This is a genomic window from Acidiphilium acidophilum, from assembly GCF_033842475.1.
Taxonomy (GTDB): Bacteria; Pseudomonadota; Alphaproteobacteria; order Acetobacterales; family Acetobacteraceae; genus Acidiphilium; species Acidiphilium acidophilum.
In genome coordinates, this window is record NZ_JAWXYB010000018.1 from 769,357 (window position 1) to 795,334 (window position 25,978).

Annotated in this window: 29 protein-coding genes and 1 tRNA gene; 14 read left to right on the forward strand and 16 right to left on the reverse strand. The window is 64.4% G+C overall.

The window, feature by feature from the left end:
• The first annotated feature begins 40 nt into the window (after positions 1 to 40).
• Both SIL87_RS06275 and SIL87_RS06280 read left to right on the forward strand, forming a co-directional pair.
• Positions 41 to 1,699 carry an AMP-binding protein gene (locus SIL87_RS06275; protein WP_319613334.1) on the forward strand — a complete coding sequence of 553 codons (1,659 nt, stop codon included), beginning with the start codon at positions 41 to 43 and terminating at the stop codon, positions 1,697 to 1,699.
• On the forward strand, positions 1,699 to 2,268 hold the full coding sequence (locus SIL87_RS06280; protein ID WP_319613335.1) for a hypothetical protein: 570 nt from the start codon (positions 1,699 to 1,701) through the stop codon (positions 2,266 to 2,268). Before SIL87_RS06275 ends, SIL87_RS06280 begins: the two co-directional genes overlap by 1 nt.
• 21 nt (positions 2,269 to 2,289) lie before the next feature.
• Here SIL87_RS06280 and gltA read toward each other — a convergent pair whose 3' ends face one another.
• On the reverse strand, positions 2,290 to 3,606 hold the full coding sequence (gene gltA / locus SIL87_RS06285) for a citrate synthase (RefSeq protein WP_319613336.1): 1,317 nt from the start codon (positions 3,604 to 3,606) through the stop codon (positions 2,290 to 2,292).
• A 127-nt stretch (positions 3,607 to 3,733) separates the two neighbouring features.
• Positions 3,734 to 4,249, reverse strand: a complete 516-nt coding sequence (locus tag SIL87_RS06290; RefSeq protein ID WP_319613337.1) for a SixA phosphatase family protein — start codon at positions 4,247 to 4,249, stop codon at positions 3,734 to 3,736.
• A gap of 96 nt (positions 4,250 to 4,345) precedes the next feature.
• On the opposite strand from SIL87_RS06290, the gene SIL87_RS06295 reads away from it, so the two are divergent.
• The 4 genes from SIL87_RS06295 to SIL87_RS06310 are packed head-to-tail and all read left to right on the forward strand — an operon-like array spanning position 4,346 to position 8,010.
• The gene (locus SIL87_RS06295) at positions 4,346 to 5,068 is read left to right on the forward strand and encodes an SDR family NAD(P)-dependent oxidoreductase (RefSeq protein WP_319613338.1); all 723 of its coding nucleotides are present in this window, start codon (positions 4,346 to 4,348) and stop codon (positions 5,066 to 5,068) included.
• A 10-nt stretch (positions 5,069 to 5,078) separates the two neighbouring features.
• Positions 5,079 to 5,720: a DUF6134 family protein gene (locus SIL87_RS06300; protein ID WP_319613339.1), complete on the forward strand. Its 642-nt coding sequence runs from the start codon at positions 5,079 to 5,081 to the stop codon at positions 5,718 to 5,720.
• Positions 5,717 to 7,261: a cryptochrome/photolyase family protein gene (locus SIL87_RS06305; RefSeq protein WP_319613340.1), complete on the forward strand. Its 1,545-nt coding sequence runs from the start codon at positions 5,717 to 5,719 to the stop codon at positions 7,259 to 7,261. Before SIL87_RS06300 ends, SIL87_RS06305 begins: the two co-directional genes overlap by 4 nt.
• On the forward strand, positions 7,258 to 8,010 hold the full coding sequence (locus SIL87_RS06310) for an SDR family NAD(P)-dependent oxidoreductase (protein WP_319613341.1): 753 nt from the start codon (positions 7,258 to 7,260) through the stop codon (positions 8,008 to 8,010). The genes SIL87_RS06305 and SIL87_RS06310 overlap by 4 nt, the downstream gene beginning before the upstream one ends.
• A gap of 7 nt (positions 8,011 to 8,017) precedes the next feature.
• On the opposite strand, the gene SIL87_RS06315 is transcribed toward SIL87_RS06310, so the two are convergent.
• Genes SIL87_RS06315 through SIL87_RS06330 form a run of 4 tightly spaced genes read right to left on the reverse strand, consistent with a single transcriptional unit; the run spans position 8,018 to position 10,642 of the window.
• A complete protein-coding gene (locus SIL87_RS06315) occupies positions 8,018 to 8,242 on the reverse strand; it encodes a hypothetical protein (protein ID WP_319613342.1) in 225 nt (74 codons plus the stop codon).
• Positions 8,242 to 8,709: a dUTP diphosphatase gene (gene dut, locus SIL87_RS06320; protein ID WP_319613343.1), complete on the reverse strand. Its 468-nt coding sequence runs from the start codon at positions 8,707 to 8,709 to the stop codon at positions 8,242 to 8,244. The genes SIL87_RS06315 and dut overlap by 1 nt, the downstream gene beginning before the upstream one ends.
• Positions 8,706 to 9,905: a bifunctional phosphopantothenoylcysteine decarboxylase/phosphopantothenate--cysteine ligase CoaBC gene (gene coaBC / locus SIL87_RS06325; protein WP_319613344.1), complete on the reverse strand. Its 1,200-nt coding sequence runs from the start codon at positions 9,903 to 9,905 to the stop codon at positions 8,706 to 8,708. Before coaBC ends, dut begins: the two co-directional genes overlap by 4 nt.
• The gene (locus tag SIL87_RS06330) at positions 9,893 to 10,642 is read right to left on the reverse strand and encodes a class I SAM-dependent methyltransferase (protein WP_319613345.1); all 750 of its coding nucleotides are present in this window, start codon (positions 10,640 to 10,642) and stop codon (positions 9,893 to 9,895) included. The genes coaBC and SIL87_RS06330 overlap by 13 nt, the downstream gene beginning before the upstream one ends.
• A 28-nt stretch (positions 10,643 to 10,670) precedes the next feature.
• On the opposite strand from SIL87_RS06330, the gene mutM reads away from it, so the two are divergent.
• Positions 10,671 to 11,498 carry a bifunctional DNA-formamidopyrimidine glycosylase/DNA-(apurinic or apyrimidinic site) lyase gene (gene mutM, locus SIL87_RS06335; RefSeq protein ID WP_319615921.1) on the forward strand — a complete coding sequence of 276 codons (828 nt, stop codon included), beginning with the start codon at positions 10,671 to 10,673 and terminating at the stop codon, positions 11,496 to 11,498.
• Here mutM and SIL87_RS06340 read toward each other — a convergent pair.
• The 10 genes from SIL87_RS06340 to cydD all read right to left on the reverse strand — a co-directional run bounded on the left by SIL87_RS06340 (position 11,489) and on the right by cydD (position 19,527).
• Positions 11,489 to 12,118, reverse strand: coding sequence for a phosphoribosylanthranilate isomerase (locus SIL87_RS06340; RefSeq protein ID WP_319613346.1), 630 nt, complete (start codon positions 12,116 to 12,118; stop codon positions 11,489 to 11,491). The two genes, mutM and SIL87_RS06340, sit on opposite strands and share 10 nt — an antisense overlap.
• Positions 12,115 to 12,807 (reverse strand): orotidine-5'-phosphate decarboxylase, encoded by a 693-nt coding sequence (pyrF, locus tag SIL87_RS06345; RefSeq protein ID WP_319613347.1) that lies wholly within the window; start codon positions 12,805 to 12,807, stop codon positions 12,115 to 12,117. The genes SIL87_RS06340 and pyrF overlap by 4 nt, the downstream gene beginning before the upstream one ends.
• 5 nt (positions 12,808 to 12,812) lie before the next feature.
• On the reverse strand, positions 12,813 to 13,091 hold the full coding sequence (locus SIL87_RS06350) for a lipopolysaccharide assembly protein LapA domain-containing protein (protein ID WP_319613348.1): 279 nt from the start codon (positions 13,089 to 13,091) through the stop codon (positions 12,813 to 12,815).
• Between the two features lie 44 nt (positions 13,092 to 13,135).
• A complete protein-coding gene (locus SIL87_RS06355; protein WP_319613349.1) occupies positions 13,136 to 13,465 on the reverse strand; it encodes an integration host factor subunit beta in 330 nt (109 codons plus the stop codon).
• Positions 13,466 to 13,563: 98 nt separating this feature from the next.
• Entirely contained in the window at positions 13,564 to 14,202 is a 639-nt protein-coding gene (locus SIL87_RS06360) for a MarC family protein (RefSeq protein ID WP_319613350.1), read from the reverse strand.
• Positions 14,196 to 14,768, reverse strand: coding sequence for a molybdenum cofactor guanylyltransferase MobA (mobA, locus tag SIL87_RS06365; RefSeq protein ID WP_319613351.1), 573 nt, complete (start codon positions 14,766 to 14,768; stop codon positions 14,196 to 14,198). Before mobA ends, SIL87_RS06360 begins: the two co-directional genes overlap by 7 nt.
• Before the next feature lie 187 nt (positions 14,769 to 14,955).
• Positions 14,956 to 15,031: transfer RNA gene (locus SIL87_RS06370), tRNA-His, on the reverse strand.
• 45 nt (positions 15,032 to 15,076) lie between these two features.
• Complete coding sequence (locus SIL87_RS06375; protein ID WP_319613352.1) at positions 15,077 to 16,120, reverse strand: aspartate-semialdehyde dehydrogenase; 1,044 nt, start codon at positions 16,118 to 16,120, stop codon at positions 15,077 to 15,079.
• Between the two features lie 84 nt (positions 16,121 to 16,204).
• Positions 16,205 to 17,848, reverse strand: a complete 1,644-nt coding sequence (cydC, locus tag SIL87_RS06380; protein ID WP_319613353.1) for a thiol reductant ABC exporter subunit CydC — start codon at positions 17,846 to 17,848, stop codon at positions 16,205 to 16,207.
• Complete coding sequence (gene cydD / locus SIL87_RS06385) at positions 17,845 to 19,527, reverse strand: thiol reductant ABC exporter subunit CydD (RefSeq protein ID WP_319613354.1); 1,683 nt, start codon at positions 19,525 to 19,527, stop codon at positions 17,845 to 17,847. The genes cydC and cydD overlap by 4 nt, the downstream gene beginning before the upstream one ends.
• A 297-nt stretch (positions 19,528 to 19,824) precedes the next feature.
• Here cydD and panC point away from each other — a divergent pair, with 297 nt between their 5' ends.
• The 7 genes from panC to SIL87_RS06420 all read left to right on the forward strand — a co-directional run bounded on the left by panC (position 19,825) and on the right by SIL87_RS06420 (position 25,886).
• On the forward strand, positions 19,825 to 20,661 hold the full coding sequence (gene panC, locus SIL87_RS06390; protein ID WP_319613355.1) for a pantoate--beta-alanine ligase: 837 nt from the start codon (positions 19,825 to 19,827) through the stop codon (positions 20,659 to 20,661).
• A gap of 270 nt (positions 20,662 to 20,931) precedes the next feature.
• Positions 20,932 to 21,696, forward strand: coding sequence for an EAL domain-containing protein (locus tag SIL87_RS06395; RefSeq protein ID WP_319613356.1), 765 nt, complete (start codon positions 20,932 to 20,934; stop codon positions 21,694 to 21,696).
• 59 nt (positions 21,697 to 21,755) lie between these two features.
• Complete coding sequence (locus SIL87_RS06400; protein ID WP_319613357.1) at positions 21,756 to 22,094, forward strand: DUF3253 domain-containing protein; 339 nt, start codon at positions 21,756 to 21,758, stop codon at positions 22,092 to 22,094.
• Positions 22,091 to 22,585 (forward strand): DUF1499 domain-containing protein, encoded by a 495-nt coding sequence (locus tag SIL87_RS06405; protein WP_319613358.1) that lies wholly within the window; start codon positions 22,091 to 22,093, stop codon positions 22,583 to 22,585. Before SIL87_RS06400 ends, SIL87_RS06405 begins: the two co-directional genes overlap by 4 nt.
• Positions 22,582 to 24,351: an ABC transporter ATP-binding protein/permease gene (locus SIL87_RS06410; protein ID WP_319613359.1), complete on the forward strand. Its 1,770-nt coding sequence runs from the start codon at positions 22,582 to 22,584 to the stop codon at positions 24,349 to 24,351. The genes SIL87_RS06405 and SIL87_RS06410 overlap by 4 nt, the downstream gene beginning before the upstream one ends.
• Positions 24,351 to 25,301: a glycerophosphodiester phosphodiesterase family protein gene (locus SIL87_RS06415; protein ID WP_319613360.1), complete on the forward strand. Its 951-nt coding sequence runs from the start codon at positions 24,351 to 24,353 to the stop codon at positions 25,299 to 25,301. Before SIL87_RS06410 ends, SIL87_RS06415 begins: the two co-directional genes overlap by 1 nt.
• A gap of 57 nt (positions 25,302 to 25,358) precedes the next feature.
• Positions 25,359 to 25,886 (forward strand): hypothetical protein, encoded by a 528-nt coding sequence (locus tag SIL87_RS06420; RefSeq protein WP_319613361.1) that lies wholly within the window; start codon positions 25,359 to 25,361, stop codon positions 25,884 to 25,886.
• Positions 25,887 to 25,978: the final 92 nt, after the last annotated feature.

The window sequence follows — 25,978 nt, forward strand, 5'->3', positions numbered from 1 at the left end:
GCGCGGGCGCGATCCGCTACCCTTCGCACAGGCGGAGGGGATGATGCGAGAAAGCTACGTCCAGGGGCTGAGCGAAACCAGGCTGCTCGGCATGACCATCGGAGCCGCGCTCGAACGGGCCGCTCGCGAGCACGGCGCGCACGAGGCGCTGGTGGCCTATGCCGAAGGCGTAAGGCTCGATTATGCCGGGCTTGATGCGCTGGTCGATCAGGTGGCGGCGGGGCTGATCGGCCTCGGGCTGGTGCGGGGCGAGCGGATCGGGATTTTTTCTCCCAACAACGTGGCATGGGCTGTGTTGCAGTTCGCCTCAGCGAAGGCGGGGCTCATCCTGGTAACCATCAATCCGGCGTATCGCACCGCCGAACTGGAATACGTGTTGAACGCGGTGCAGTGCGCGGCGCTGGTGCTGGCACCGCGTTTCAAGTCGAGCGACTACATCGCGATGCTGGAAGGGATTCCGGCCGACCGTCTGCCGCATCTGCGGTTGCGGATCGTGATCGGCGATGCGCCTTCGGGCATGATGCGGTTCGACGACATCGCGGCCCATGCCGATGCGGCTTCGCGAGCGGCACTGGTGCGGTTGCGGCAGGATCTGCAGTTCGACGATCCGATCAATATCCAGTTCACCTCGGGCACCACGGGCGCGCCGAAAGGAGCAACGCTCTCGCATCATAACGTGCTCAATAACGGATTTTTCGTAGGCGAGGGGATCGGGCTGCGGTCGGAGGACCGGATCTGCATTCCGGTGCCGCTCTATCATTGTTTCGGCATGGTGATGGGAAACCTCGCCGCGGTCACCCACGGCGCAACCATGGTGTATCCCGGCGAGGGGTTCGATGCGCGGGCGACACTCGCGGCGGTGAGTGCGGAACGGTGCACGCACCTGTACGGCGTGCCGACCATGTTCATCGCGGAACTCGAGCACCCCGACTTCGGCTCGTTCGATCTTTCCTCGCTGCGGGGCGGGATCATGGCCGGAACGTCCTGCCCGATCGAGGTCATGCGCCGGGTGATGGAGCGGATGCACATGCCGGAGATCAGCATCTGCTATGGGATGACCGAAACCTCGCCGGTGAGTTTCCAGACCGCGATCGACGACACCGCCGAGCGTCGGGTCGCGACGGTGGGACGGGTTCATCCTCATCTCGAGATCAAGGTGGTCGATCCGGACGGACGGATCGTGCCGGTCGGCGAACGCGGCGAAATCTGCACGCGCGGATATTCGGTGATGCTGGGCTACTGGGATCAGGACGGCAAGACCCGGGAGGTGATCGATCCGGCCCGGTGGATGCATACCGGCGACCTCGGGATGATCGACGCCGAAGGGTATTGCACCATCGTCGGGCGCAGCAAGGACGTGGTGATCCGGGGTGGTGAGAATATCTACCCGCGCGAGGTCGAGGAGTTCCTCTTCCGCCATCCGAAGGTCGCAGGGGCGTCGGTGTTCGGTATGCCGGACGCAAAATACGGCGAGGTTCCATGCGCGTGGGTCAAGCCCTCCGCAGGCGCAAACGTGACACCTGAGGAGATCGCAGCATTCTGCGACGGGCAGATCGCTCATTACAAGATCCCCCGCCATATTCGCATCGTCGACGAGTTTCCGATGACGGTGACCGGGAAGATCCAGAAATTCGTCATGCGCGATATCATGGTTGCGGAACTCGGCATCGTTGATGAGCCGCGTGGCAAGGAGGCGTGATGGAATTGGAACGGGCGCGGCAGTTGGAGGCCACTGTCAATGCCGCACGAAGGGCAGGCGACATCGCCGCGCTGGTTGCGGAGGCGGGCGAGGCGATCGGCGAGGTCGAGGAACTGGCAGCGCAGGTTTCGGGCGAGGACCGGATCGAAATCCTGAAAATCGGCAAGCGGATCGGGTACAATGCGGGGGCGGACATCTGGCCCGGATGGGAGGAAGGGGCCGTTCGCAGCAGCGCCGAACTCACCGCCGGGCGCAATCTGGCCGTCCGATCGGCCCGGTTCGTTGAAACACTGGAACAGGGCGCGATGCAGCATGGCAACGCTGCCTGGCTGATCGGCGCATTCGACCTCGCGCTGGGCGCGCGCGCAGACGCCGCAGGGCGGTTTCGTGAGGCGATCAGGTGGTTCGATGCCGAACCCGAGATGAAGCTGCTGGCCGAAGGTTATCTGGCGATTGCCACACGCAGCGCCGAAATCGGTCATGTGCTGGCCATGCTTGACCACGCGGATGGCGAGGATGCGCGGTCGATTCGCGACCAGTTGATGACGGCGCGGGCGATTTACGGATAGGCGCGCCCGCGCCGCTGCCGGTTATTCGCGACCGCCGATAGCGACGTAATCGCGTTTCGGCGCGCCGGTATAAAGCTGGCGGGGGCGACCGATGCGCTGCTGCGGGTCCTCGATCATTTCCATCCACTGACTGATCCAGCCGGTGGTGCGGGCAAGAGCGAAGAGCGGAGTGAACATGGTGGTGGGGAAGCCCATCGCCTTAAGGATGATGCCCGAATAGAAATCGACATTCGGATACAGTTTGCGACTGACGAAATACTCGTCGTCGAGCGCGATCTTTTCCAGCTCCATCGCAAGGTCGAGCAAGGGCTCGTTCTTGATGCCGAGTTCGTCGAGCACCTCGTAGCAGGTCTGCTGCATGATTTTCGCGCGCGGGTCGAAATTTTTATAGACCCGGTGGCCGAAACCCATGAGTTTGGTGTGGCTGTTCTTGTCCTTCACCTCTGAAATGAAGGCCGGGATATTCTTTTTGTCACCGATCTCGCCGAGCATTTTCAGCACGGCCTCATTGGCGCCGCCATGGGCCGGTCCCCAGAGTGCCGCGATCCCGGCGGCGATGCAGGCGAAGGGGTTGGCACCGGTCGAACCCGCGAGGCGCACTGTCGAGGTTGAGGCGTTCTGCTCATGATCGGCGTGCAGGATCAGGATACGGTCCATCGCGCGTTCGAGGATCGGGTTCTTGCGATAAGGCTCGGCCGGCACCGAGTTCATCATGTAGAGGAAATTCTCGGCATAGGAGAGATCGTTGCGCGGATACATGAAGGGCTGGCCGATCGAATATTTATAGGCCCATGCCGTGATGGTCGGGAGCTTGGCGATCAGCCGGAACGCGCTGACCTCGCGCTCATGTGCGTCGTTGATCTTGATGCTGTCGGGGTAGAAGGCGGACATCGCACCCACCACGCCGCAAAGCACCGCCATCGGGTGGGCATCGCGCCGAAACCCCTCCCAGAAGCGGCGAATCTGCTCATGGAGCATCGTGTGCATCGTGATGCCGCGGTTGAACGTCTCGAACTCCGCATTGTTCGGCAGGTCGCCGTACATCAGCAGATAAGCGACTTCGAGAAATGTCGATTTCTCCGCGAGTTGGTCGATCGGGTAGCCACGATAGAGCAGCACCCCTTCATCGCCGTCGATGTAAGTGATCTTGCTCTCGCAGGAGGCGGTCTCACCGTAGCCGGGATCGAAGGTGAAAATGCCGGCCTGAGCCTGCAACTTCCGGATATCGGCAACCTGCGGCCCCAGCGTGCCGGACAGCAGCGGCAGGGTGGCCGATTTATTGGTGCCTTCGATGGTGATGGTCGCGTGGCGGGGGACGGCGGCTTCAGTACTGCTCATGACCTGTTCCTTTGCGGCCTCCGTTTCGGCGTCTGCCAGAGCGGGGGCGTTCAACGATACCGGAGTGATTGCACGCAATGTAGGTCGAACCCTCACGGTCATGCAACCTTCGCGCCTGCAGCATTGCTCAGGCTTCAGGCGGCGGATCGACGATGCGTTGCAGCCGCGAGCGGGGCGCGCACAACTCCCGCCACGGGGTGAGGACCAGAAACTCCGCCATCCGTGCGGTTGGGAAACTCCGGTCGAGCAGCAGATGCGCGGGGCCGGGCTGCGCGGCGCCGGCGGCGAGTTGCAGGGCGAGGTCGTGCAGACCCGGATTATGACCGATCACCATCACGCTGCGTACGGTCTCGCGAAGTGCCGCGAGGATTTCGAGGAGGCGTGAGGCCGGGGCCATATAGAGCGCATCGAGAACGTCGATATTGGGTTGATCGTCCCAGAAAGCGATGCAGTCGAGCGTTTCCCGGGTGCGGCGTGCCGAGGAGATCAGCACCACATCCGGCTCGATCCCGAGCGCCTTGAGGCTGGTGCGCATCCGGATCGCAGCGGCGCGACCCGATGGGCTCAGCGCGCGGGCATGGTCGCTCTCATCGTCGCGGGCGCGTTCGGCCTTGGCGTGGCGCATCAGAATGAGCTGGTGCATGAACCTCTTTCGGGAAAACCGGCGTAGAGATGTTTATGAGCCGGTCCGCCCTCGCGATCCAGTGCAGCCACCCCAATTATGTGGGCGGAGGCATGCATGACTGATCCCATCGTGATTATCGGCGCGACCGGCGGCGTCGGGTCGGCGCTCGCCGCGCGGCTGTCCGGCCAGGGTGTGGCGCTTCATCTGGTCGCGCGGAATGGCACGGCGCTGGCCGCGATTGCCGAGCGGTTCGGCGCATCGCACCAGGTGGCGGATTGTACCGACGATGCAGCGCTCACCGCAGCGGTGGCAGCGGCGGGGCCACGCATCGCGGGGGTGGCCTACTGCGTGGGCTCGATCGTGATGAAACCGCTGAAACGCGCGAGCGTGGAAGATTTCGCGTCCACCTACGCGCTCAACGTGATCGGCGCGGCGCGGGCGGTTGCGGCTGCGGAGGCCGGGTTGCGAGCCTGCGAGGGGTCGGTCGTGCTGTTCTCATCGGTGGCGGCGCGCGCCGGGTTTCCCAATCATGCGGTGATCGGCACGGCCAAGGCGGCGGTGGAAGGCTTGTGCGTCGCGCTGGCGGCGGAACTGGCTCCGGTGCGGGTGAACTGCATCGCGCCGAGCCTGACCCGCTCGAAAATGGCGGCGGGCATGACCGGTAACGACGCCATGGCCAGGGCGCTCGCCGCGCAGCATCCGATCTCGCGGCTTGGTGAACCGGCGGACGGTGCGGCGCTGGCCGCGTTTCTGCTATCTCCCGACGCGGGTTGGATCACCGGGCAGGTCATCGGGGTCGATGGCGGCCGCGCAACCCTGCGCACGCGAACCTCATGAAGGACCAAGCATGACATCACCCTCGATCGATCGCCGAAGCCTGATCGCGATGGCCGCCGCCGTCGCCATTCCGTTGCCCAGGGGGCGCAGGCTGGAATTCGAGGTATTCCGCAACGGAGCCAAGGTCGGCACCCAGCGGCTGCGCTTCATCGAGGCAGGGGACATGCTCACGGTGGATAATCACGTGGCATTGCGGGTCTCGCTGCTGGCGATTCCGGTGTTCCACTACACCGCGCATATCGTCGAGCATTGGCGGGACGGGGCGTTCGTCTCCGCGACCAGCGCAATCAACGATAATGGCACACCACATCAATTGTTGGTCGAGAAACAGGCGACCGGCGTCATCGTCCAGGGGAACAAGACACCGCGTTACACCGCCCCGCCCAACGCACTGCCACTGACCTACTGGAACAAGGCAATGCTCAAAGGGCCGATGATCAACATGCAGACCGGGCATACCGATACCCCGACTATCGCGAAACTCGGATGGTTCAAGCTGCCGGCGCTGCCGTCCGGCACGGTGACGGCGGAGGAATACAAGCTGACCGGGCCGATCCGGCTCTCGGTCTATTACGACCAGAAAGAGACCTGGTCCGGACTCGCTTTCGATCATGAGGGGCATATCACGTACAAGCCGATCATCGGCGGATGAACGGCGGCGCCCTGCGGGTCGTGCTCGGCGACCAGCTCTCGCGCGGGATCGCCTCACTCGCGGGGCTCGACAAGGTCCACGACGTGGTGCTGATGGCGGAAGTGATGGGCGAATGCACCTACGTGCCGCATCATCCCCAGAAGATCGCGATGATCCTTGCTGCGATGCGCCACTTTGCCGAGGCATTGCGGGCGCGCGGCGTGACGGTGCGTTACGTGGCGCTCGACGACGAAGGCAATACCGGAACGCTCGACGACGAGGTCGCGCGCGCCGTGGCGGCAGTGCAGCCCTCCCGGATCATTGCGACCGAGCCGGGTGAGTTCCGGGTCCGCACCGCGATGCGGGGATGGGCGGAAAACACAGGGGTCGCCTGCGAGATCCGCGAGGATACACGATTTCTCTGCGGCATCGATGAATTCGCCCGGTGGGCCGAGGACCGCCGACAGTTGCGGATGGAGTTTTTCTACCGCGAAATGCGCCGTAAACACGCGATCCTGATGGAGAGTGATAAGCCGGTCGGCGGCAAATGGAATTTCGATTCCGAAAATCGCAAGGCCCTGCCGTCGGCGATCACGCCACCGCAGCCCCGGCGGTTCCCGCCCGATGCAGCGACCCGCTCGGTAATCGACCTTGTCGCCGCGCGGTTTTCCGGTCATTACGGGTCGCTCGCAGATTTCGACTATCCGGTAACGGCGCACGATGCCGAGACCGGATGTGCCGATTTCCTCGCGAATCGGCTGCCATATTTCGGCGATTGGCAGGATGCGATGAGTGCAGGTGCGCCCTTCATGTTTCACGCGCTGGTCTCCGCCCCGCTCAATCTCGGGCTGCTCGATCCGCTCGATCTGTGCCGCCGCGCCGAGGCGGAATTCACCGCCGGACGCGCACCGCTGAATGCGGTCGAGGGGTTCATCCGCCAGATTCTGGGCTGGCGGGAATTCATTCGAGGCATATACTGGCTGCACATGCCGGACTACGCGAGCAAAAACGCGCTCGGGGCGGATCTGCACCTGCCCGAATTCTACTGGACCGGAGCGACCGATATGCGTTGCATGGCCCTATCGATTCGTCAGACCATGAAGTTTGCCTACGCCCATCATATTCAGCGACTGATGGTGACCGGAAATTTCGCCCTGCTGGCCGGGATCGATCCCGATGCGGTCGATCAATGGTATCTCGCGGTCTATGCCGATGCCTATGAGTGGGTCGAAATGCCCAACACAAGGGGGATGGCCTTGCATGCGGATGGCGGCATCGTGGGCTCGAAACCTTACGCGGCCTCTGGTGCCTATATCAACCGCATGAGCGATTATTGCGGCGATTGCGCCTATGACGTGAAGGACGCCACCGGGTCGCGGGCCTGTCCGTTCAACGCGCTGTACTGGGATTTCATCGCACGGCACGAAGCGCGTTTCGCCGGCAATCCGCGCATGGCGATGCCGGTGCGCAGTTGGAACCGGATGGCCGCGCCCAAGCGGGAGGCCCTGCGTGCGCGGGCGGCACGCTTGCGACAGGCCTTGATCGAAGGAGACCGGCTATGAGACCACCCGGACCGGGCGAGGGCGTTGCATGGATCACCGGAGCGTCGAGCGGGATCGGGCTCGCCCTGGCCGAAGCCCATGTCGCGCATGGCTGGACCGTCGCGGTCACGGCGCGGAGGGTCGAGGAACTCGAAGCCCTGTCCTTGCGATTTCCGGGGCGGGTGCTGGTGGCCCCGGCCGACATCACCGATCCCGCAGCGGTGCGCGCTGCACTGGCTCCGCTGCCACCGATTGCGCGTGCGATCCTGAACGCCGGAACCTATGAGCGCGATACCGCCGATACATTCACCGCCGCGCGCCTCGCACGCCAGGTCGATCTCAACCTTATCGGCACCGCGCATTGCCTCGAAGCGATCATGCCGACAATGATTGCGGCGCGGTCCGGGCAGATCGGCTTGGTCTCCTCGCTGGCGGGTCTGGCAGGGTTGCCGGGTTCGGCCTCCTATTCGGCGACCAAAGCCGGACTGATCGCGCTGGCGGAATCACTGCGATTCGATTTGCGCCAGCACGGCGTTGGAATCTCCGCGATCTGCCCGGGCTTCGTCAAATCGCCGTTGACGGCAAAGAATACGTTTCCGATGCCGTTTCTGATGGAGGCGGATGCGGCGGCAAAGGCGATCATGCGGGGGTTGGATGCCGATCGCTTCCTGATCGCGTTTCCCGAAGGACTAGCAAGGCCGCTGCGGATTTTACGAAGCCTGCCCTACGGAGTGTTCTTTCCGCTGATCGCGCGCGGCACCAGGGGGTAGTTCGTCATCAGAGGCTGAACCGGTCTTCGGCAGCCTCCTCGGTTTCGCTGAACCGATGCTCGGCGGCATCGAGCGCACCGCGAAGTGCGGCAAAGATTTTTTCGATCTGCTGGGGTGAAAAACTGTAATTGTTGCGGTTCGACAAATTACCGATCTTGCGAATGGCGTCGAGCGCCTCGTTGGTGCGGTTTTCGGCGAGGCGCTTGAATGCTTCGGTCTTGTCACGTGCCATCATGGTCCTCCGTTGGAAGTGTGGGTGCCGGTACTGCCGAAACCGCCCGCGCCGCGCGCGGTGATATCGAGATCGTCGGTTTCGCGCCAGACAACACGGCTGAACGGGGCAATCACCGCTTGAGCAATCCGCATCCCGCGCGTGACGATGAACGGATCGGCGCCTGCATTCAGCAGGATGATCTTGATTTCGCCCCGATAATCGGCATCGATCGTGCCGGGGCTGTTGGCGACCATGATACCATGCTTGAGCGCAAGGCCGGAGCGCGGGCGGATCTGCAATTCGTGATCGGCCGGCAACGCAATCGCGAGTCCGGTCGGTATCAACGCGCGCCCGCCGGGAGGAATCGCAATGTCATCGTGATTGGCCGCAAGCAAATCCATTCCCGCCGCACCATGGGTGGCGTAACCCGGCAGATCAAGCCCGATATTGTGGGGCAGGCGCTTGACCGCGACGTCGACATTCATTTCAGGGCCTCGATGATGCGTGATGTGAGACGGGCAGCGACCTCGGTTTTGCTCATGCGTGGCCACACGTCCGCGCCCGCCTGCGTGATCAGCACGATTTCGTTGTCGTTGCCCCCCATAACGTCCGACCCGGCACCGACATGATTGGCAAGGATCCAGTCACAGCCTTTGCGGATACGTTTTGCCGCGGCATGGTCGAGCAGGGTTTCGGTTTCGGCGGCAAAGCCGATGACCAGTTCGGGCCGCGCGGGATGATGAGCGATGTCGGCGAGAATGTCGGGATTTTCGACGAGGGTGAGTGTCGGCGCGACGCCGGTTTTCTTGAGTTTCCGTGCCTGCGGTTCGACATGCCAATCGGCCACGGCTGCGCACATCACCGCAATTTCCGCGGGCAGCGCGGCGCGGACGGCGTCGTGCATCTCGCGTGCCGATACCACGTGGCGCGTCGTGACGCCGGGTGGATCGGGCAGGGCGACCGGTCCGGAAATCAGCGTCACGCGCGCGCCAGCCTCGGCGAGCGCCTGTGCGATGGCGTGACCCTGGCGGCCGGAGCTGCGATTGGCGAGGTAACGTACCGGGTCGATCGCTTCATGGGTCGGGCCGCTGGTGACGATCGCATGGCGCCCGGCGAGCGGGCGGCGCGGGGTCAGCATGTCGCTGATCGCATCGAGGATCACCGGCGGTTCCGCGAGCCGTCCGGGACCGAATTCGCCACAGGCCATCGCTCCCTCATCGGGGCCGACGAAACTCACTCCGCGGCTGCGCAGGATCGCCAGATTGGCGACGGTTGCCGGGTGCTGCCACATCCGCACATTCATCGCGGGCGCGGCCAGCACCGGCTTATCCGTCGCGAGAAGAACGGTGGTTGCAAGGTCGTCAGCCTGGCCGGTGGCCATGCGGGCGAGAAGATCCGCCGAGGCGGGTGCGACCACCAGCAGATCGGCGCTGCGCGAGAGCTGGATATGCCCCATTTCGCTCTCATCGGTCAGGGAAAACAAATCGGTATAGACACGGTCTTCGCACAGCGCCTGCAGGGACAGGGCGGTGACGAATTCCGCCCCCCCTTTGGTGAGCACGGCGCGGACCCCAGCCCCCTCGCGGCGGAGCAAGCGAACCAGTTCGAGCGATTTATAGGCAGCGATTCCGCCGCTGACGATCAGCAGAATCCGCTTGCCGGCAAGCCTCAAAGTCGCCATCCGGCGTGGATCGCGGCGATCCCGCCGGTCAGATTGCGAACAGAAATCCGGGCGAAGCCGGCCTGCCGCATCATCTCCGCGAGGGTCTCCTGATCGGGAAACATGCGGATGCTCTCGGCAAGATACTGGTAACTCTCGCGATCGCCCGCGACCCGGGCGCCAATGGCGGGAAGCGCGGCGAAGGACCACCGCTCATATAGCGGGGCAGCAACCGCGACCTGAAGTTTCGAGAACTCAAGGCAGAAAAACCGTCCCCCCGGCTTCAGCACCCGCCGCGCTTCCGCAAGCACGCGGTCCTTGTTGGTGCAGTTCCGCAGCCCGAACGCGATCGAGACCCGGTCCACCGCGCGATCCGGCAGGGGCAGGGCTTCGGCATCGGTCACGGCGAAGCTGATGCCGTCGATGGCCCCCCGCATTTCCGCACGGCCACGCCCGACGCCGAGCATCTGTTCGTTGATGTCGGTGAGCAACACAGGCCCGCCGCCGCGCCGGCGCCATTGGAACGAGATATCGCCGGTACCGCCTGCAAGGTCGAGCAGGGTGCGATTGGGGCGCGGATCCATCATGGTGACGAAATCGCGCTTCCACAGCCGGTGGACGCCGAGCGACATCAGATCGTTCATGATGTCGTAGCGGCGGGCAACGCTGTTGAACACCTCGCGCACCCGGGCGGATTTTTCCGCGCGGTCGATCGTGGTGAATCCGAAATCGACGGTGTCGCTGCTGGTATCGGCCATGGCCAAAGGCTATAGCGGCAAACTGATCATGCCGGAACTCCCCGAAGTCGAAACCGTCATGCGCGGCCTGGCGGCAAAGCTGCAGGGCCGGCGCATTGCCGCGGCCAGTCTGGTCCGCGCCGACCTGCGCTTTGCGGTGCCGGACGGGTTCGTGCAGGCGATCGTCGGCGCACGCATCGAGGGGTTCCGCCGGCGCGGCAAGTACATGTTCATGCGGCTGGATCGCGGCATGTCGGTCCTCATCCATCTCGGCATGTCCGGCCGCATGACGATCGACCGGGACAAGGTAGCGCATCAGCACCTGACGATCACGACAGATGATGGCTGTGTCATCGGATTCGTCGATCCACGCCGGTTCGGTGCCCTCGATCTCGTCCCGCGCGAGGCGGAGGACGAGCATCGGCTAATCCGCGCACTGGGACCGGAACCGCTGACGCGGGCCTTGTCGGCGCGGGTGTTGCGTGCGGCACTGCAGGGCAAGGCAACACCGATCAAGGCCGCCCTGCTCGATCAATCGATCATTGCGGGGCTCGGTAACATTTATGTGAGCGAAGCCCTGTTCCGCGCCCGGATCAGCCCGTTCCGGCTGGCGGGAAGCCTCGGCGCTGCGGAAGCCGCGCAATTGGTCGCAGCGATCAAGGCGACGCTAACCGAAGCGATTGCGGCGGGAGGATCGTCGTTGCGTGATTACGTCCAGCCCTCCGGCGAACTCGGCTACTTCCAGCACGCGTGGAAAGTGTACGGGCGGGCCGGGCAGACCTGCGAGCGCTGCCCTGGGATGCCCGATTGCCCGGGAATCGTTCGCGCGGTTCAGGCCAATCGCGCGACCTTCTGGTGCCCGCGCACTCAGGCCTGATGGGCGTCCGCCTTGGCCGCAGCGATGAAGGCGCGGATCAGTTCGGATGATTTATGCCCCGGCTGGTCCTCCACCCCGGATGAGACATCGACCGCCGAAGCACCGCTGAGCGCGACGGCCGTGGCGACATTATCAGGCCGCAACCCGCCTCCGAGCAGCCAGGGACCGGGAGATTGCCAGTTCCGCGTGATGCTCCAGTCGAAGGCGGTGGCGTTGCCGCCAGGACGGTCAGCGCCCGCTGGCGCCTTTGCCTCGATCACGAAGCCGGCGAGACCCTCGCTGGTACGCGGCAGATCCGACGCGTGAGCAACGCCCACCGCGCGCCATACCGGCAGGCCGAACCGCGCCGCGATCGCCCAGCAGGTCGGGGCCCCGGCATAGATCTGCAGGATATCGAGGCTGAACACCGCGAGGGTCTGCTCGATCACCGCCATGTCCGGCTCGACGAACAGGCCGACCCGGGACGGGCCGCGCAGCCCGGCGATCGACTCCGCCTGTTGCGGCGTGACATGGCGCGGCGAGCGGGGAAAGAAATTGAAACCGATCCAGTCCGCTCCCGCCTCTGTCGCGGCGCGATAGGCGTGTGGTGTGGTGATGCCGCAGATTTTCACCCGGATCATGTGATCGACCCTGCGATGGCCGCAGCAGCGGCGGCGGGGTCGGCGGCGGCGGTTATCGGCCGCCCAACGACGATGTAGCTGGCACCGCGCGCGATCGCGTCCTGCGGCGTGGCTATTCTTGCCTGATCCCCCACATCGCTGCCTGCGGGCCGAATGCCCGGCACCACCAGAATCGGCGCAGGGCCAAACTCGTCGCGCAGCACCGCGATTTCATCGGCGCTGCACACCAGCCCGTCCGCACCCGACGCCAGAGCCAGGTGGGCAAGGCGCAGCACCTGAGCGCAGGGATCATCGGCAATCCCGGTTGCGGCAAGGTCCCGGGCATCGATGCTGGTAAGCACCGTCACGGCGAGGATGAGCGGCCGATGATCGGCACTGCCTGCCGCCTTGCGTGCGGCCTCGATCATCGCCCCCCCCCCGGCGGCGTGGATCGTCAGCATCGCCGGGCGGAGCGGCAGCAGCGCGCGCACCGCACCGGCAACCGTGTTCGGAATATCGTGGAGCTTGACGTCCAGAAACACCGGGCAGGGCAGGGGGGCCTCGAACGCGGCGGGACCGAGCGCAGAGAAGATTTCAAGCCCGAGCTTGATCAAGCCGCAATGCGGGCCGACCGCGCCGATCAATTCACGTGCGCGAGCGGCATCCGGCGTATCGATGGCCGCGATCAGTCGTTTGATCGGTGCGTCCATCGGAGTCAGCGGGGCGGTAGCAGGGTTTGCGCGGGTGCGGCCAGCGTCGGCTCGGCAGGGGGTACCGCTGCAGGTTGAGCCGACTGCATCGCCGCGACCTGCTTTTCCGCCCGTCGCGCCCGGCGGTGCGCCCGCACCCGATGCGGAACCAGCAGGACCATGCCGATCAGCACACCGAGGGCGAAGGCAATCAACACGACGGCACCGAGTGCAGCCGAGCCGAGCGTCCCGAACGGCCAGAACCCGATGACGGTGGTCTCGCGGTTCGACAGCAGGAAAATCACCAGCGCGATCAGAACGATCGCGCCGAACAGGATACGGACGAATTTCAGCGTTTTGGTCCTTTGTGCGGCTTTGCGTGCGGGGCGTCCGACGAAGAACCACCATTGATCATTTCGCGCAATTCCCGCCCGGCGCGAAAAAACGGCACAGTCTTTTCGGTAACATCGACGGTCTCCCCGGTGCGCGGGTTACGCCCGGCACGGGCCTGTCGGCGCTTGACCGAAAATGCGCCGAACCCGCGCAGTTCCACCCGGTCACCGCGAGCAAGCGAGGCGGTCATTTCATCGAACAGGGCGGTGATGATGCGTTCGACATCCCCCAAAGTAAGGTGTGGATGATCCGCCGCCAAAGCGGCGACCAGCTCGGATCGTGTCATAATCCCCGCCTCCCGTTTTCGCGACGGTGCCAGAGACCAGCGCCGGGGTCAACCGGATTGTGCCCTAGCTTGTTGAAATCAGGCGGGATTTTTCCCGACTAGCCGAGATGCAGAGCGGTTTGCAGCCCTTCGAGAATGAATTGCGCGGCGAGGGCGGCAACCAGAATGCCCAGAACCCGGCCGATCACACTCGCCCCGGTGGCGCCCATCAGCCGGGCCAGCGTCCGCGCGGCAAGCATGGCGATCAGCGTGGCCCCGATCAACGCGCCAAGAGCAAGCGTGATCGCAAGGATCGCCGCCGGGTGGCCGCCAGCCTTGGCATGGAGCAACACCATCGTGGTCATCCCGCCCGGTCCCGCAATCAACGGAATCGCAAGCGGAAAGACACTGATATCCTCGGTCGAATTGCTTGCGGCGGCCTTTTCCTCGTCGCTTGCGCGCAATTCGCCCTTGGCGGTGACCATGTCCTTGGCCGACAGGAACAACAACGCGCCACCGGCAATCTGGAGTGCGGGAATCCCGATGCCGAGCAGGCGCAGCAGCTTCTCGCCCGCCAGACCAAAAATCAGCAGCACAACAAAGCTGATCAGCGAGGCCCGCTGCGCGATGCTGCGGCGCTTCGGCCCATCGTCATGCGTCGTGAGCGCGGCGAAAATCACCGCTGTGCCGATCGGATCGATAATCACGAACAGCGCGACCACGGCATAGAGAAAATCGCCGGTGAATTGCGTCAGCATCGTCGCGCCTCGGCACGAGCGAGATCCTCGGGTGTGTTGATGTTCAGAAACGGATCGGACACAGCATCGAAATCGACCCTGCGCATCGCCAGAGACCGCGCGAAATCCGCCACGCGATAAGGCCCGGGTCCGTCAAGGAACGCATCGAGCTTCCCGGCAATCGCCGCCACCGGCCAAAGCGCCACCAAATGATGCACCCGATCACCACAAGCCGCGACCGCAGGCGCCGGATGCAACCGCCCCGCCAGATCGGCTGGGATGAATGGCGTATCGACCGGCACACTGAGCAGCGCCGTTCCACGTGCCGCTGCCGCCCACACCAGCCCCGCATGCAGCCCGGCGAGCGGCCCTTTGCCCCGATGGCGGCCATCATCCACCACCGCGCAATCGAACGCCGCGAACCGTGAGCCATCCCCGCGCGCGCTTATCGCGATCGCATCGGTCTGGTCCCGCAGTCGGGCGATCACACAGGCGAGCAAGGGGATACCGTGCAGCCTGGTCAGCGCCTTGTCCGCCCCCCCCAACCGCCGCCCTTCGCCGCCGGCGAGGATGAGGGCGCAGATCATCGCGCAGGAAAGCTAGGTAGGAAGGGAAGCGCTTCTTTTTTGGAAAAAAGAAGCAAAAAACTTTTATCAATTTGGGATACGGGCGCCTCAAACGGCACGGGCATGCAGGAGCAAAGTTTTTTTGCTTCTTTTTTTCCAAAAAAAGAAGCCTGCCTTACTCCACTTCGCATCACGCGACTGAGAGAAATGGGGCGAACGATGGGTTTCGAACCCACGACATCCAAGACCACAACCTGGCGCTCTACCAACTGAGCTACGTCCGCCGCCGTGCGCGGTTTAGGCCGACAACCGCGCATCCGTCAATTCCGTCACGCTGCCTTGCGGTTCATCAGGCCTCTCGCGATCAGGGTTTCGGCGATCTGCACCGCATTGAGCGCGGCTCCCTTGCGCAGATTATCCGAAACGCACCAGAAGGCGAGGCCGTGTGGCACCGTGGAATCGACGCGCAGACGCGAGACATAAACCGCATCCTCGCCTTGCGACTCGAAGGGGGTGATGTAGCCGCCGTCATCGCGCTCATCGAACACGATGATCCCCGGTGCATTGCGCAACGCAGTGCGCGCCTTGTCCAGCGGCGCCGCGTTCGCGAATTCGACATGCACGGCCTCGGCATGGCCGATGAACACCGGCACCCGCACGCACGTCGCCATCACCGCGATATCGGGGTCGAGGATCTTGCGGGTCTCGACAGCCATTTTCCACTCCTCCTTCGTCGCCCCATCGGCCATGAACCGGTCGATATGCGGGATGACGTTGAAGGCTATCGGCTTGGCAAATATCTCGGGCTTGCCGTAGTCGTTGACGTAGGTGGCCTTGGTCGAGCGTTCGAGCTCGTCCATGCCTTCCTTTCCCGCACCCGACACCGATTGGTAGGTCGAGACGACGACGCGGTTGATGGTGAATTTGTCGTGCAGCGGCTTCAGCGCCACGACCATCTGGATGGTCGAGCAATTCGGGTTGGCGATGATCCGCCGCCAGTCGGGTTTGGCCGCGAATTTGTCGAGCACCTGCGGGTTGACCTCGGGCACCACCAGCGGCACGTCCGGGTCCATCCGGAACTGGCTGGTATTATCGATGACGATGCAGCCCGCCGCCGCGGCGCGCGGTCCGTGGATCGCCGAAACTTCCGCACCCGGGGAAAACAGGCCGAAATCGACGCCGTGAAAATCAAAGGTTTCGAGATTGCGCACGGTCAGCACCTGATCCTCGCCGAAGCTGACCTGCTGACCCGCCGAACGCGGCGAGGCGAGAGCGATGATTTCGGAAATCGGAAACTTGCGTTCCGCCAGCGTCTTCAAAATCTCGCGTCCCACCGCACCGGTGGCACCGACTACCGCAACCCTGAACGCCATTGCCTGATCCTCAGCATGAATAGGAATGCCATTCAGGTAGCGGTCTCCTTACGGCGACGCAAGCATTGTGGCGACTTCGGCACCTCAGCGCGTCGCTGCGGTCACCCGGCCATTCTGGAGGCGGAACACCCGGTCGAGCTTTTCCACCCCGGTCAGACGGTGAGTGATCAGCAGCATGGTCCGGCCCTGAAGCGTTTCGTTCAGCGTGCTCATGAACTGCTGCTCGGTCTCAAGGTCGAGCCCGGCGCAGGGCTCATCGAGAATTAGGATCGGAGCCGGGCTGAGCAGCGCGCGGGCGAGGGCGAGCCTGCGCCCCTGACCGCCGGAGAACAGGCCGCCGGCTTCACCGACCCAGGCATTCAACTTGTCCGGCAGCGCACGCACCGTATCGCCGATCCGCGCAGCATCGAGTGCCGCCCAGATCATCGCGTCATCGGCATCGGGCCGGGCGAGGCGGAGATTATTGGCGATGGTGTCGGCGAACAGATGCGTCGCCTGGGACAGCCAGGTGATCCGGGTGTGGACATCGCTGGCCCGAAGCCGGGCGATATCGGTGCCGCCGAGCCTGATCTCACCCTGATCCGGAGCCGCCAGTTTCAGCGCGAGCGCGGCAAGAGTGGATTTGCCGGCACCCGAAGGGCCGAGCACCGCAACCCGCCCGCCCGCCGGGATCTGCAGCGACAAATGATCGAACACCAAACCAGACCCATCGGTCCAGCGGAACGAGACATCATCGAAGGTGAGGCTGGCCGTCCCGGGCAGTTCGACCGGCGTGACAGGATCAGCCACGCGGGGCGGGGTTTGTGCCGCCGCCAGAACGCGGGTCGCCGCCGCTGCCGCACGCCCCGCCACCACCCCGGCGCGCGGCATCCCGCCGATCGTCTCGAACGCCGCGATCACCACGAACGCCGCGATCACGATCGCCACCGGATGCGCGCCATGGATCAGCAGCACCGCGAGCAGGGCGGCCTGGGTCAGCAGGAACGCCCAGGCCTGCATGACGCCGGTATGCTCGGACAAGCTGCGCGCGGCCGCGAACAGGCGCGATTCCTGGGATTGGACATGGGCAAGGGTTCGCCCTTCGGCTTCGAATACCTTGATCTCGCGCAACCCGACCAACGCATCGAGTGTCGCGGTCCGTAACGCGCCGCCGGCTTCGGCTTCGGCTTCGGCCGCCGCGCGCGCACTTCCCATCGCCCGCACCGGCAGGATGAACGCAGCGACGAGAAACAGCGCCAGCACCACGACCGCCGCGATCGGGCTCTCCCAGCCCACCGCCAGCAGCAGGATCGGGATCAGGATCAGCGCGCTGAGCGCAGGGATCAGAATCCGCAGGAAAATCCCGTCCAACGCTTCGATGTCATTGACCAGCCGGGCCAGCACGTCCCCGGCGCGGCGATAGCCGAGGCCGCCGCCCGCACCGTGGGCAAGGCCGCGAAAAAACCAGATCCGCAAGCTCGCGAGCGCGCGAAATGTGCCGTCGTGGGTAACCAGCCGTTCGAGATACCGCAATATGACGCGGGCAATACCGAGCACGGCGAGAAACCCCGGCACAACGAGGGCTATGCCGATCGCATCCGCCCCGATGAGGTCACCGGCATCAGCCATCAGCGCGATCCCGGCGAGCAACGAGGCGAGCGCGGTGATCAGCCCCGCAATCAGAACGATCCGCTGGTCGCGCCAGAGCGCGATGATCCGCAGGATCGGCGCGGCCCCGGTGGCGCTCATGCGACCCCTTGCAGGGTCGGGCTGCGCGCGCCGCCAAGGTCGAGTTTGCGCCCTTTGAATTCATGCGCGAACGCGGCGTGGCTCGCCAGAATCACGGTGCGCCCGATCGCGAGGCGCTTGAGGCTGTCGAGCACATCGTGTTCAGTGGCCGGGTCGAGTTGAGCGGTGGGTTCATCCAGCAAAAGAAGCCTCGCGTCCTTGAGAAAGGCGCGGGCGATCGCGATGCGCTGCGCCTGGCCGCCCGAAAGCCCATAGCCGCCATCGCCGATCGGTGTGGCGAGGCCCTGCGGCAACTGCGCGGCGAAATCGGCGACCCGGGCGAGCCGCACCGCCTCCTGCAGCTCCGCCTCGCTTGCTTCGGGGCGGCCGAGCCGGATGTTGTCCTCGATCGTGCCGGCAAACAAAAAAGGCCTCTGGCTGATGATCGCGGTCATCCGGGCCAGGGCGGCGGGCACCAGGGTTTCGATCGGCGCGCCGTTGATGGTAATCCGCCCCGATTGCGGCCGCGCGAAGCCGAGCAACAGCTCGATGATGGTGGATTTGCCCGCCCCCGAAGGCCCGACCAGCATCATTGTTTCGTTGGCGGGCAGGCGAAAGCTCAGCTTGTCCAGCACCGGGCCACGCGCCTCATCCCACCCGAAAGTGACGTCCTCGAACGCAATCGCCACGCCCTGCGCCGGCACTGTGCGGATCGCCGGCGGCGTCACCGGGGCCGGTTCCGGCTGCGGCAGGCCGACGATGTCCTCCGCAGCGGTCTGTGCAGTCATCCGGTCCTGATAAACCGCCGAGAACGCCCGGATCGGGGCAAAGAATTCGGGCACCAGCAGAATGCAGAACAACGCAACCGGCGCGATGGCGACATCGCCACCGAGCAGCGGTGCGGCAAAGCGGATCGCGATGCCGACCAGTGCCGCAGCGGCCAGCAGGTCGAGCATCGTGGCATTCAGGAACGCGACGCGCAGGATCCGCATGGTGCGCCGCCGCAGATCGTCGGCGGCGGTGCCGAGGGCAGCAGCTTCCGCCTCCGCCCGTCCGGCGAGCACGATGGTGGCGATCCCACGGATCCGATCGAGAAACCGCGTCTGCAACCGTGTCATCGCAGTGAACTGGTTGCGCGCGGCAATGCCGGTGCCGATCCCGGTGATCGCCATCGAAACCGGCACCAGCATGCCGGTGGCCAGCAGGATCAGCCCGCTGCGCCAGTCCACGATCAGGGCAGCGATAATAATCAACCCCGGGCCGAACCCGGCAACGCTCGCCGCGGGAATCCACCGCCCATGCAGACCGTCCAGTGCCTCGATCCGGTCGATGATCACGCCCGCAAGTTCGGCGGAGTGCCGGCCGCGCAACCGCCCCGGCCCCAGGGTCATCACGTTGCTGAGCGTCTCACTGCGCAGGCGGCGGCGCGCCGCGATGCCCAGCCGGCTCGCCTCGCGTTCCTGCAGATTGATCAACCCGGCCCGGAGCAGCGCTGCCACGGCAAAGCCGATGGCGGGAAGCGCGATACCCATGGTACCAGGATGCAAAGCCCCCGCGAGCAGGCGGGCGGCACACGCGATCTGTCCGATCGCCAGGATCACCCCACCTGCGCCGAGCGTGATGGCGTAGGCCGCGCGACGGCGACCGTCCCTGATCTCTCGTCTGATCCATGTTTTCGTGGACGATGCGGTTCGGCTCATGCAGCTATGCATATAAGGAAATCGGACAAATCCAAAACCCGATACGATTTGTCCCGAAAACAAAACTTCGCGTGTTATCGCGATACGGCAACAATTCTCGATCAATCCATGATCCAAACATGAACATTACGTGAATTTAACCGAATCGTGAAGTTGCGGACAGAACAAACAACGAAATACCGGTGGCGTTCGACTAACCGGTTGCGCGCGCGATAGACGCCGCGCGCCATTTCGCTCAAAAGGCGCGCGGGTACCGCACGGTGCCGATGATTATCGAAACCTTGCGGGAGGTCATCCATGCAGATTGCCCGAACTCATGCGCAACTCATCGAGGCGCGTGCCGCGCTGACGGCCCGAATGCAGGGCGGTGTGGCGCTGGTGCCGACCATGGGGGCGCTGCACGAGGGACATATTTCGCTGGTCCGCGCCGCGCGCGCGGCGGGATTTCAGGTCATCGCCTCGATTTTCGTCAACCCGACCCAGTTCGGTCCGGGCGAGGATTTCGCCCGCTATCCGCGTGACGAGAGCGCCGATTGCGCCATGCTCGCGGCGGCGGGATGCGGCGCGGTGTGGCTGCCGGACGTCGCCACCATGTACCCGCCGGATGCAGCCACCGCGATCGAGGTCGCAGGGCCGGCCCTTTTATGGGAAGGGGCATTGCGGCCCGGCCATTTTCGCGGCGTCGCCACGGTGGTCGCCACATTGTTCGGCCAGGTGCGGCCCGATTCGGCATGGTTCGGCGCGAAGGACTGGCAGCAGGTGCAGGTGATCCGCCGCATGGTGCGGGACCTGCTTCTGCCGGTAGCCATCAAGACCGCACCGACCTGGCGGGACGTCGATGGCCTGGCGATGTCCTCGCGCAACCGCTACCTCTCGGCTGAAGACCGCGCCCGCGCGCCAACGCTGTTCCGCACGCTGGAAGCGGTCCAAGCGCGACTCCACCAGGGCGACCCGCTTGGCCCCACGCTGGCGGCAGGCCGTGCCGATCTCGACATGGCCGGGTTGGCGGTGGATTATCTCGCGCTGGTCGATGAAAAAACATTGCAGCCGCTCGATCGGATCGCACCGGATGCCCGCTTGATCGCGGCGGCGCGGCTGGGCAGCACCCGTCTGCTGGATAATCTCGCGCTGTGAGCACCTGTCCGCTGGCGTGGGAGAATTCGCACGCCCGGTAACGAAATTTTTACTTCCGTCAGGCATTGTGACCGTTACCACCTGATCGGGCAGGACCGATCGGGGGCCAACGGAGCGAATTGCGTGAGCGTAATCGAAACCAGCATCAACGGATCGCCTTCGAGCGAGCCGCCCGTAAGCGGGGTCAGCGATCCGAGTGCCGCTGTGGCCGAGCGACGAAGCCGGGCTTCGCTACGGCGATTGGCCGCCGGTGAGCAACGTAAACGAGCCGTGCGTCTGACCGAAGCGTTAGAGAATGACGGTTTCTGTCTGCGCTATATTCCCCGCCAAAGACTCATCGGTGCGCCGCGTATGGCGGCGGATCAAATCGAAGGGGGCGAATTATGGGTTGGGTTACCCAATCGGCGGCGCGGTGTGGTCTCGGTCGCTCCCCTGCTGCGCGATCTCGAACGACCGGGTCTGCGGGAAGACATGCTACGATTCAGTCTCGACGCGGCGGCGGCGGAAGTCGCCATCTGGCCCGCCAACTGGCGTCTGTCGGTTCCGGTGCCCACCCGCACGCTGGCAGATGGCGCGGTCGCGGACATACTGATGGCGGCCCTGGCCAAAGCCGGCATCTCCGATGGCCGGATCGATCTGCAGATCGACGAATCCGATCTCGTCGAAGGCGGTGTTCTGCTGCACCATGCGATGGGGGCGCTGCGGACCAGGGGAGTCGGAGTGGTGCTCGACGGTTTCGGCGCGACCTTCGGCAGCCTGGCCCTGCTGCCGCGACTGCCGCTGACCAGCCTGAAACTCGACCGGAGATTGGCGCATTCCGGCGGTTCGGACGCCGATTCGGACGAGAGCGTCCTGATCCGAGCCGCGGTCGAAATTGCGCATCGCCTCGGCATAACCGTCACGATCGACGGGATCGAGACGGAAGCGGAACTCGAACGGTTCCGGCAGCTCGGGGTGGATTTCGTCCAGGGCCCCTGGATCGGCCCGGCAATGGCGGCCGAAGCGATCCGGGTGCGCGGGAGAAGCGCCCAGTAGAAAAAGGGCGCCCGCGTGGGGCTTGCTGACCGAGGCAATCCGGATCAGAGGCTTGAGCCATGACAGAGCCGGTTGAAGACGTGCCCGAAGCGAATGCAATGCAGGCGGAGAGCATCTCCACCGCCGATATCGCAGTCGAGACCGCCATTCTCGATCTCCTGCGTGCCCGGGGCGAAACCAGATCGATCTGCCCGACCGAGGCGGCGCGATCTCTGGCCGGAGCGACAACCGACGATCTCGCGTGGCGTCGGTATCTCCCGGTGGTACGCCGCGTCGCACTGGCTCTTGCGCGATCCGGCACGATCGACATTTTGCGCAAAGGCAAGGTGATCGCACCGGAACAGGCGCACGGCGTGATCAGGTTGCGGCTCAAACCCGGTCAGGAGGAAAAATCATGAGCGTCGGCGTGCTGCCGTTATTGCTGAGTCTGGTATTTCCCGCTTGCGGCAAGCCGGGTGCGCAGGGGGTGACACCGCCGGGTGTGGTTGATTTCGATCATCTGGTCCTGCCGAAAACCCCGAACAAGGCGCTCGCCGCGCCCGCCGGATTTTCTCCACCCCCGACCGTGATCACACCGCATTACCGGGTTTCGCAGGGCAAGCTGTTCGGCATCGTGGGTGAGGTCGCCGCATCCGAACCGCGCACCTATAAGCTCGACGCCTATCCCGCCCGGTTCCAGGCCGCTTTCGTCGCACGGTCGAAAGCCGCCAATTTCCCGGATATCATCGAGGTCGCGGTGCGTCCGGCACCGTCAGGCGGCAGCGAGTTGATCCTGTATTCCCACTCCATCTACGGCCAGTCCGATTTCGGGGTGAACGCGGCCCGGGTGAAAGCCTGGCTCAGCGCAATCGAGGCCCGCGTGGTCAAGGACCAGAGCGCCGCGCAATGAAGTTTCTCCGTGCAATCGGGGCCGCGATGCGCGATGCCTTCCGCCTCGCCAAGCCGTATTTCAAATCCGAGGAAAAATGGGTCGCCTGGGGCCTGCTCTCGACCATCATCGCGCTCAACCTCATCGCGGTCTATCTCAACGTCGTCTACTCCTACTGGTACAAGATTTTTTACAACGCGTTGCAGACCAAGGACGAGCCGGCGTTCTGGACGATGTTGCTGACCTATAAGTCGGTCAAGGGCTATCCCTGGTTCGTCCCCGGGTTTCTTGGCATCGCCGTGTTCAACATCGTGGTCGGCGTCTATTCCTTCTACCTCCAGCAGATGCTCGAAATCCGCTGGCGCCGCTGGATCACCGACCGTTTCACCGCCGAGTGGCTTACCGGACGGGCACATTACCAGATCAGCCTGATGGCCACCGCCGGCAGCGTGCTCGACAACCCGGATCAGCGGATCGCCGACGATCTGCGCAGCTTCGTCTCGAACAATCTGTCGCTCGGGATCAGTTTCATCGCCAACATCGTCAATCTGTTCAGCTTCATCTTCGTGCTGTGGTTCCTGGTCCCACCGCTGCATCTTTTCGGTGTGGTCATCCCGGGTTACCTCGTCTGGGTCGCGATCCTGTATTCGGTGATCGGAACCTATCTGACCCATGTGATCGGCTGGCGCCTCATTCCGCTGAGTTTTCAGCAACAGCAGGTCGACGCCGATTTCCGTTTCAACCTGATCCGCGTCCGCGAAAACAGCGAGCAGATCGCCCTCTACGCCGGTGAACCCGAAGAAACCGTTGCCCTGAAACAGCGGTTTCACGCGATCTATCTTAACTGGTGGCGCATCATGAAGCGCACCAAGGCGCTGAATTTTTTCACGATCGGGTTCAGTCAGGTCGCGAGCATCTTTCCGATGCTGATCGCCGCACCCGGATATTTCGCGGGGATCTACACGCTCGGACTTCTTATGCAGATCAACAACATCTTCAGCAACGTTCAAGGCTCGTTTTCCTGGTTCGTCGGGGCCTATCCGCAACTGGTCGGCTGGCGCGCGACGGTGCAACGGCTCGATGGGTTCGAACGCGCGGTCGCCACCGCACATGCGCGCTATGCCGCTGAGCTGGCGTCCAACCCCCGGCGGGGATCGGAGCTGGTGGTCGATGACCTTTCGCTCGACCTGCCGGACGGGCGGCACCTGCTCGATGCTCATCATCTCACGATCACACCCGGCACACCGCTGGCAATCACCGGCGCCTCGGGTTCGGGTAAATCGACCCTGTTCCGCGCCCTCGCCGGTATCTGGCCGTTCGGTCGCGGGCGGATTACGCGTCCGGCCGGCCTCACCATGTTTCTGCCGCAGAAACCCTATTTCCCCCTCGGTTCGCTCAAGCGCGCGGTCGCCTACCCCCGCCAGGAATACGACGTGGCTGACGAAAGCGTCCGCGCCGCACTCGCCGATGTCGGGCTCGGCGCGCTCGGCGGACAGTTGGAACATGTCGATAACTGGACCCTGCGCCTTTCGGGAGGCGAACAGCAGCGCCTCGCTCTGGCGCGTGCGCTGATCGCAAGGCCGGACTGGTTGTTTCTCGACGAAGCCCTCTCCGCGCTCGACAGCGCGGCGGCCAGCACCTTGTTCGCGATGCTGCGCGACCGCCTGCCCGCCACCCAGATCGTATCGATTTCGCATCAGAACGATATCATCGGTCTGCATCCGCGCCGGGCGCGGGTCGGCCCGGATCGGGATGGCGCCATGCAGGTGATCGAGGAGACCGGTTGATGAAGGATTTCGCCCTATTCGGCCATCGCGGCGCGCGCGGTCTGGCGCCGGAAAACACCCTGGCCGGATTTTCCGTGGCCCGGTCATGCGGCGTGACCGGTGTGGAGTTCGATGTCGGCCTCTCTGTCGACGGCGTCGCGATGGTGCATCACGATCCCAGACCCAGCCGCTATTTCGCCCGCAACCCTCGCGGCGCCTATGTGCCCGCGGATGAACCATTGCTGCACGAGCAAACCGCCAGCGACCTCGCAGGCTACGATATCGGCCGTCTGCTGCTCGGCTCCGACTATGCGGCGCGCTACCCCGCGCAGATCCCGCACGACGGCGCACGGATTCCCACCCTTGATGCCGCGCTCGCAGCGCTGGACGGGCTCGATCTCCTGATCGAGGTCAAGACCTTCCCCGACCGCCCCGAGGATACCGCATCGCCGCAGGCCATGGCGCAAGCCGTCATCGCCGCGCTGCACCGCGCGGACGCGGTAGCACGGGCGGTGCTGTTCGCGTTCGACTGGCGGGTGCTGCGCGAAGCGGCGGCGATCGAACCGGCGCTTCGCCGCTGCTGCCTCACCGAGCCCGATACGCTCGCCGCCGGCGGGCTCTGGCTCGACGGAATGGATCTAGGCGCATTCGACGGTGAGGTGGTGCACGCCGTTGCGGCCACGGGGGCGCACTGCTGGGCCCCGTTTCATGCGACCCTCGATGAGGCTGAGCTCCGTGAGGCTCAGGCGCTCGGCCTCTTTGTGCTGCCGTGGACGGTCAATACGCCCGAGGCGTTTGAGCGGATGCTCCGGCTTGGCGTGGACGGGATGATTTCCGACCGGCCGGATCTGGCCCGAACCGCCATCGAGGCTGCCGGCATGCGCGTTGCCGCGCCAGGGTTCGTGGCAGGTATAGGCCGCCTTGTCCCAGAAATTGGCCCGGCGGGCGGCATGGAACAGAAATTGCCGTAACGCCGGTGCCTGCCAGCCGGCTTCATCGACCAGAATATCGATCGGGGCGAATAATTCATGAGCATGAGCGATATTGTGCGAGGCGAATTCGTCGAAATGTCGCGGTTTGAGCGCGTAGAGCACCCGCATGTCCCGCACCGGCAGGGCGATCGTGGTGTCCGGTTCGCGCTCGAACAGGCCGATGGTCTTCCAGCGTGGCGTGTCGTCCTGCTCGGCAACGCTGCGCTTGAGCCAGACGGCGGGGCACGAGATCAGAAGCGAATGCAGGCTCGGCGTGTAGCGCGAACGTTTGTCGAGCAGATTCTGCAAACTGCCGCAGACCTCGATTGCGAAGATATCGACGAACGGGTCCGCTGCCGTGCCACCGAACCAGAGCCACAACCCATCGGGAAACGTGCGCATCCGCGCCGCTCCCGGAATCTTGAGCGAGGGAGCGTCGTTTTCCGCGGCGGGACCGGGGCGCGCCTTGAGCCAGACGCCCTTTCCCCGCGCATCGGCCATTTCGAGCCCCGGCGGCGTCTGTGGCCAGGCCCTGATGCGTTCACGCACGAAACCGTCGAGTGTCTGAAAACCCATCATTTTTGATCCATTTCTATTCGAGGCTGGTCGGATATGCTACCTAAGGTAGTATTCTGTAATCCCATCTGCTTGGCAAGGCGAATTGTCATCCAACGTTG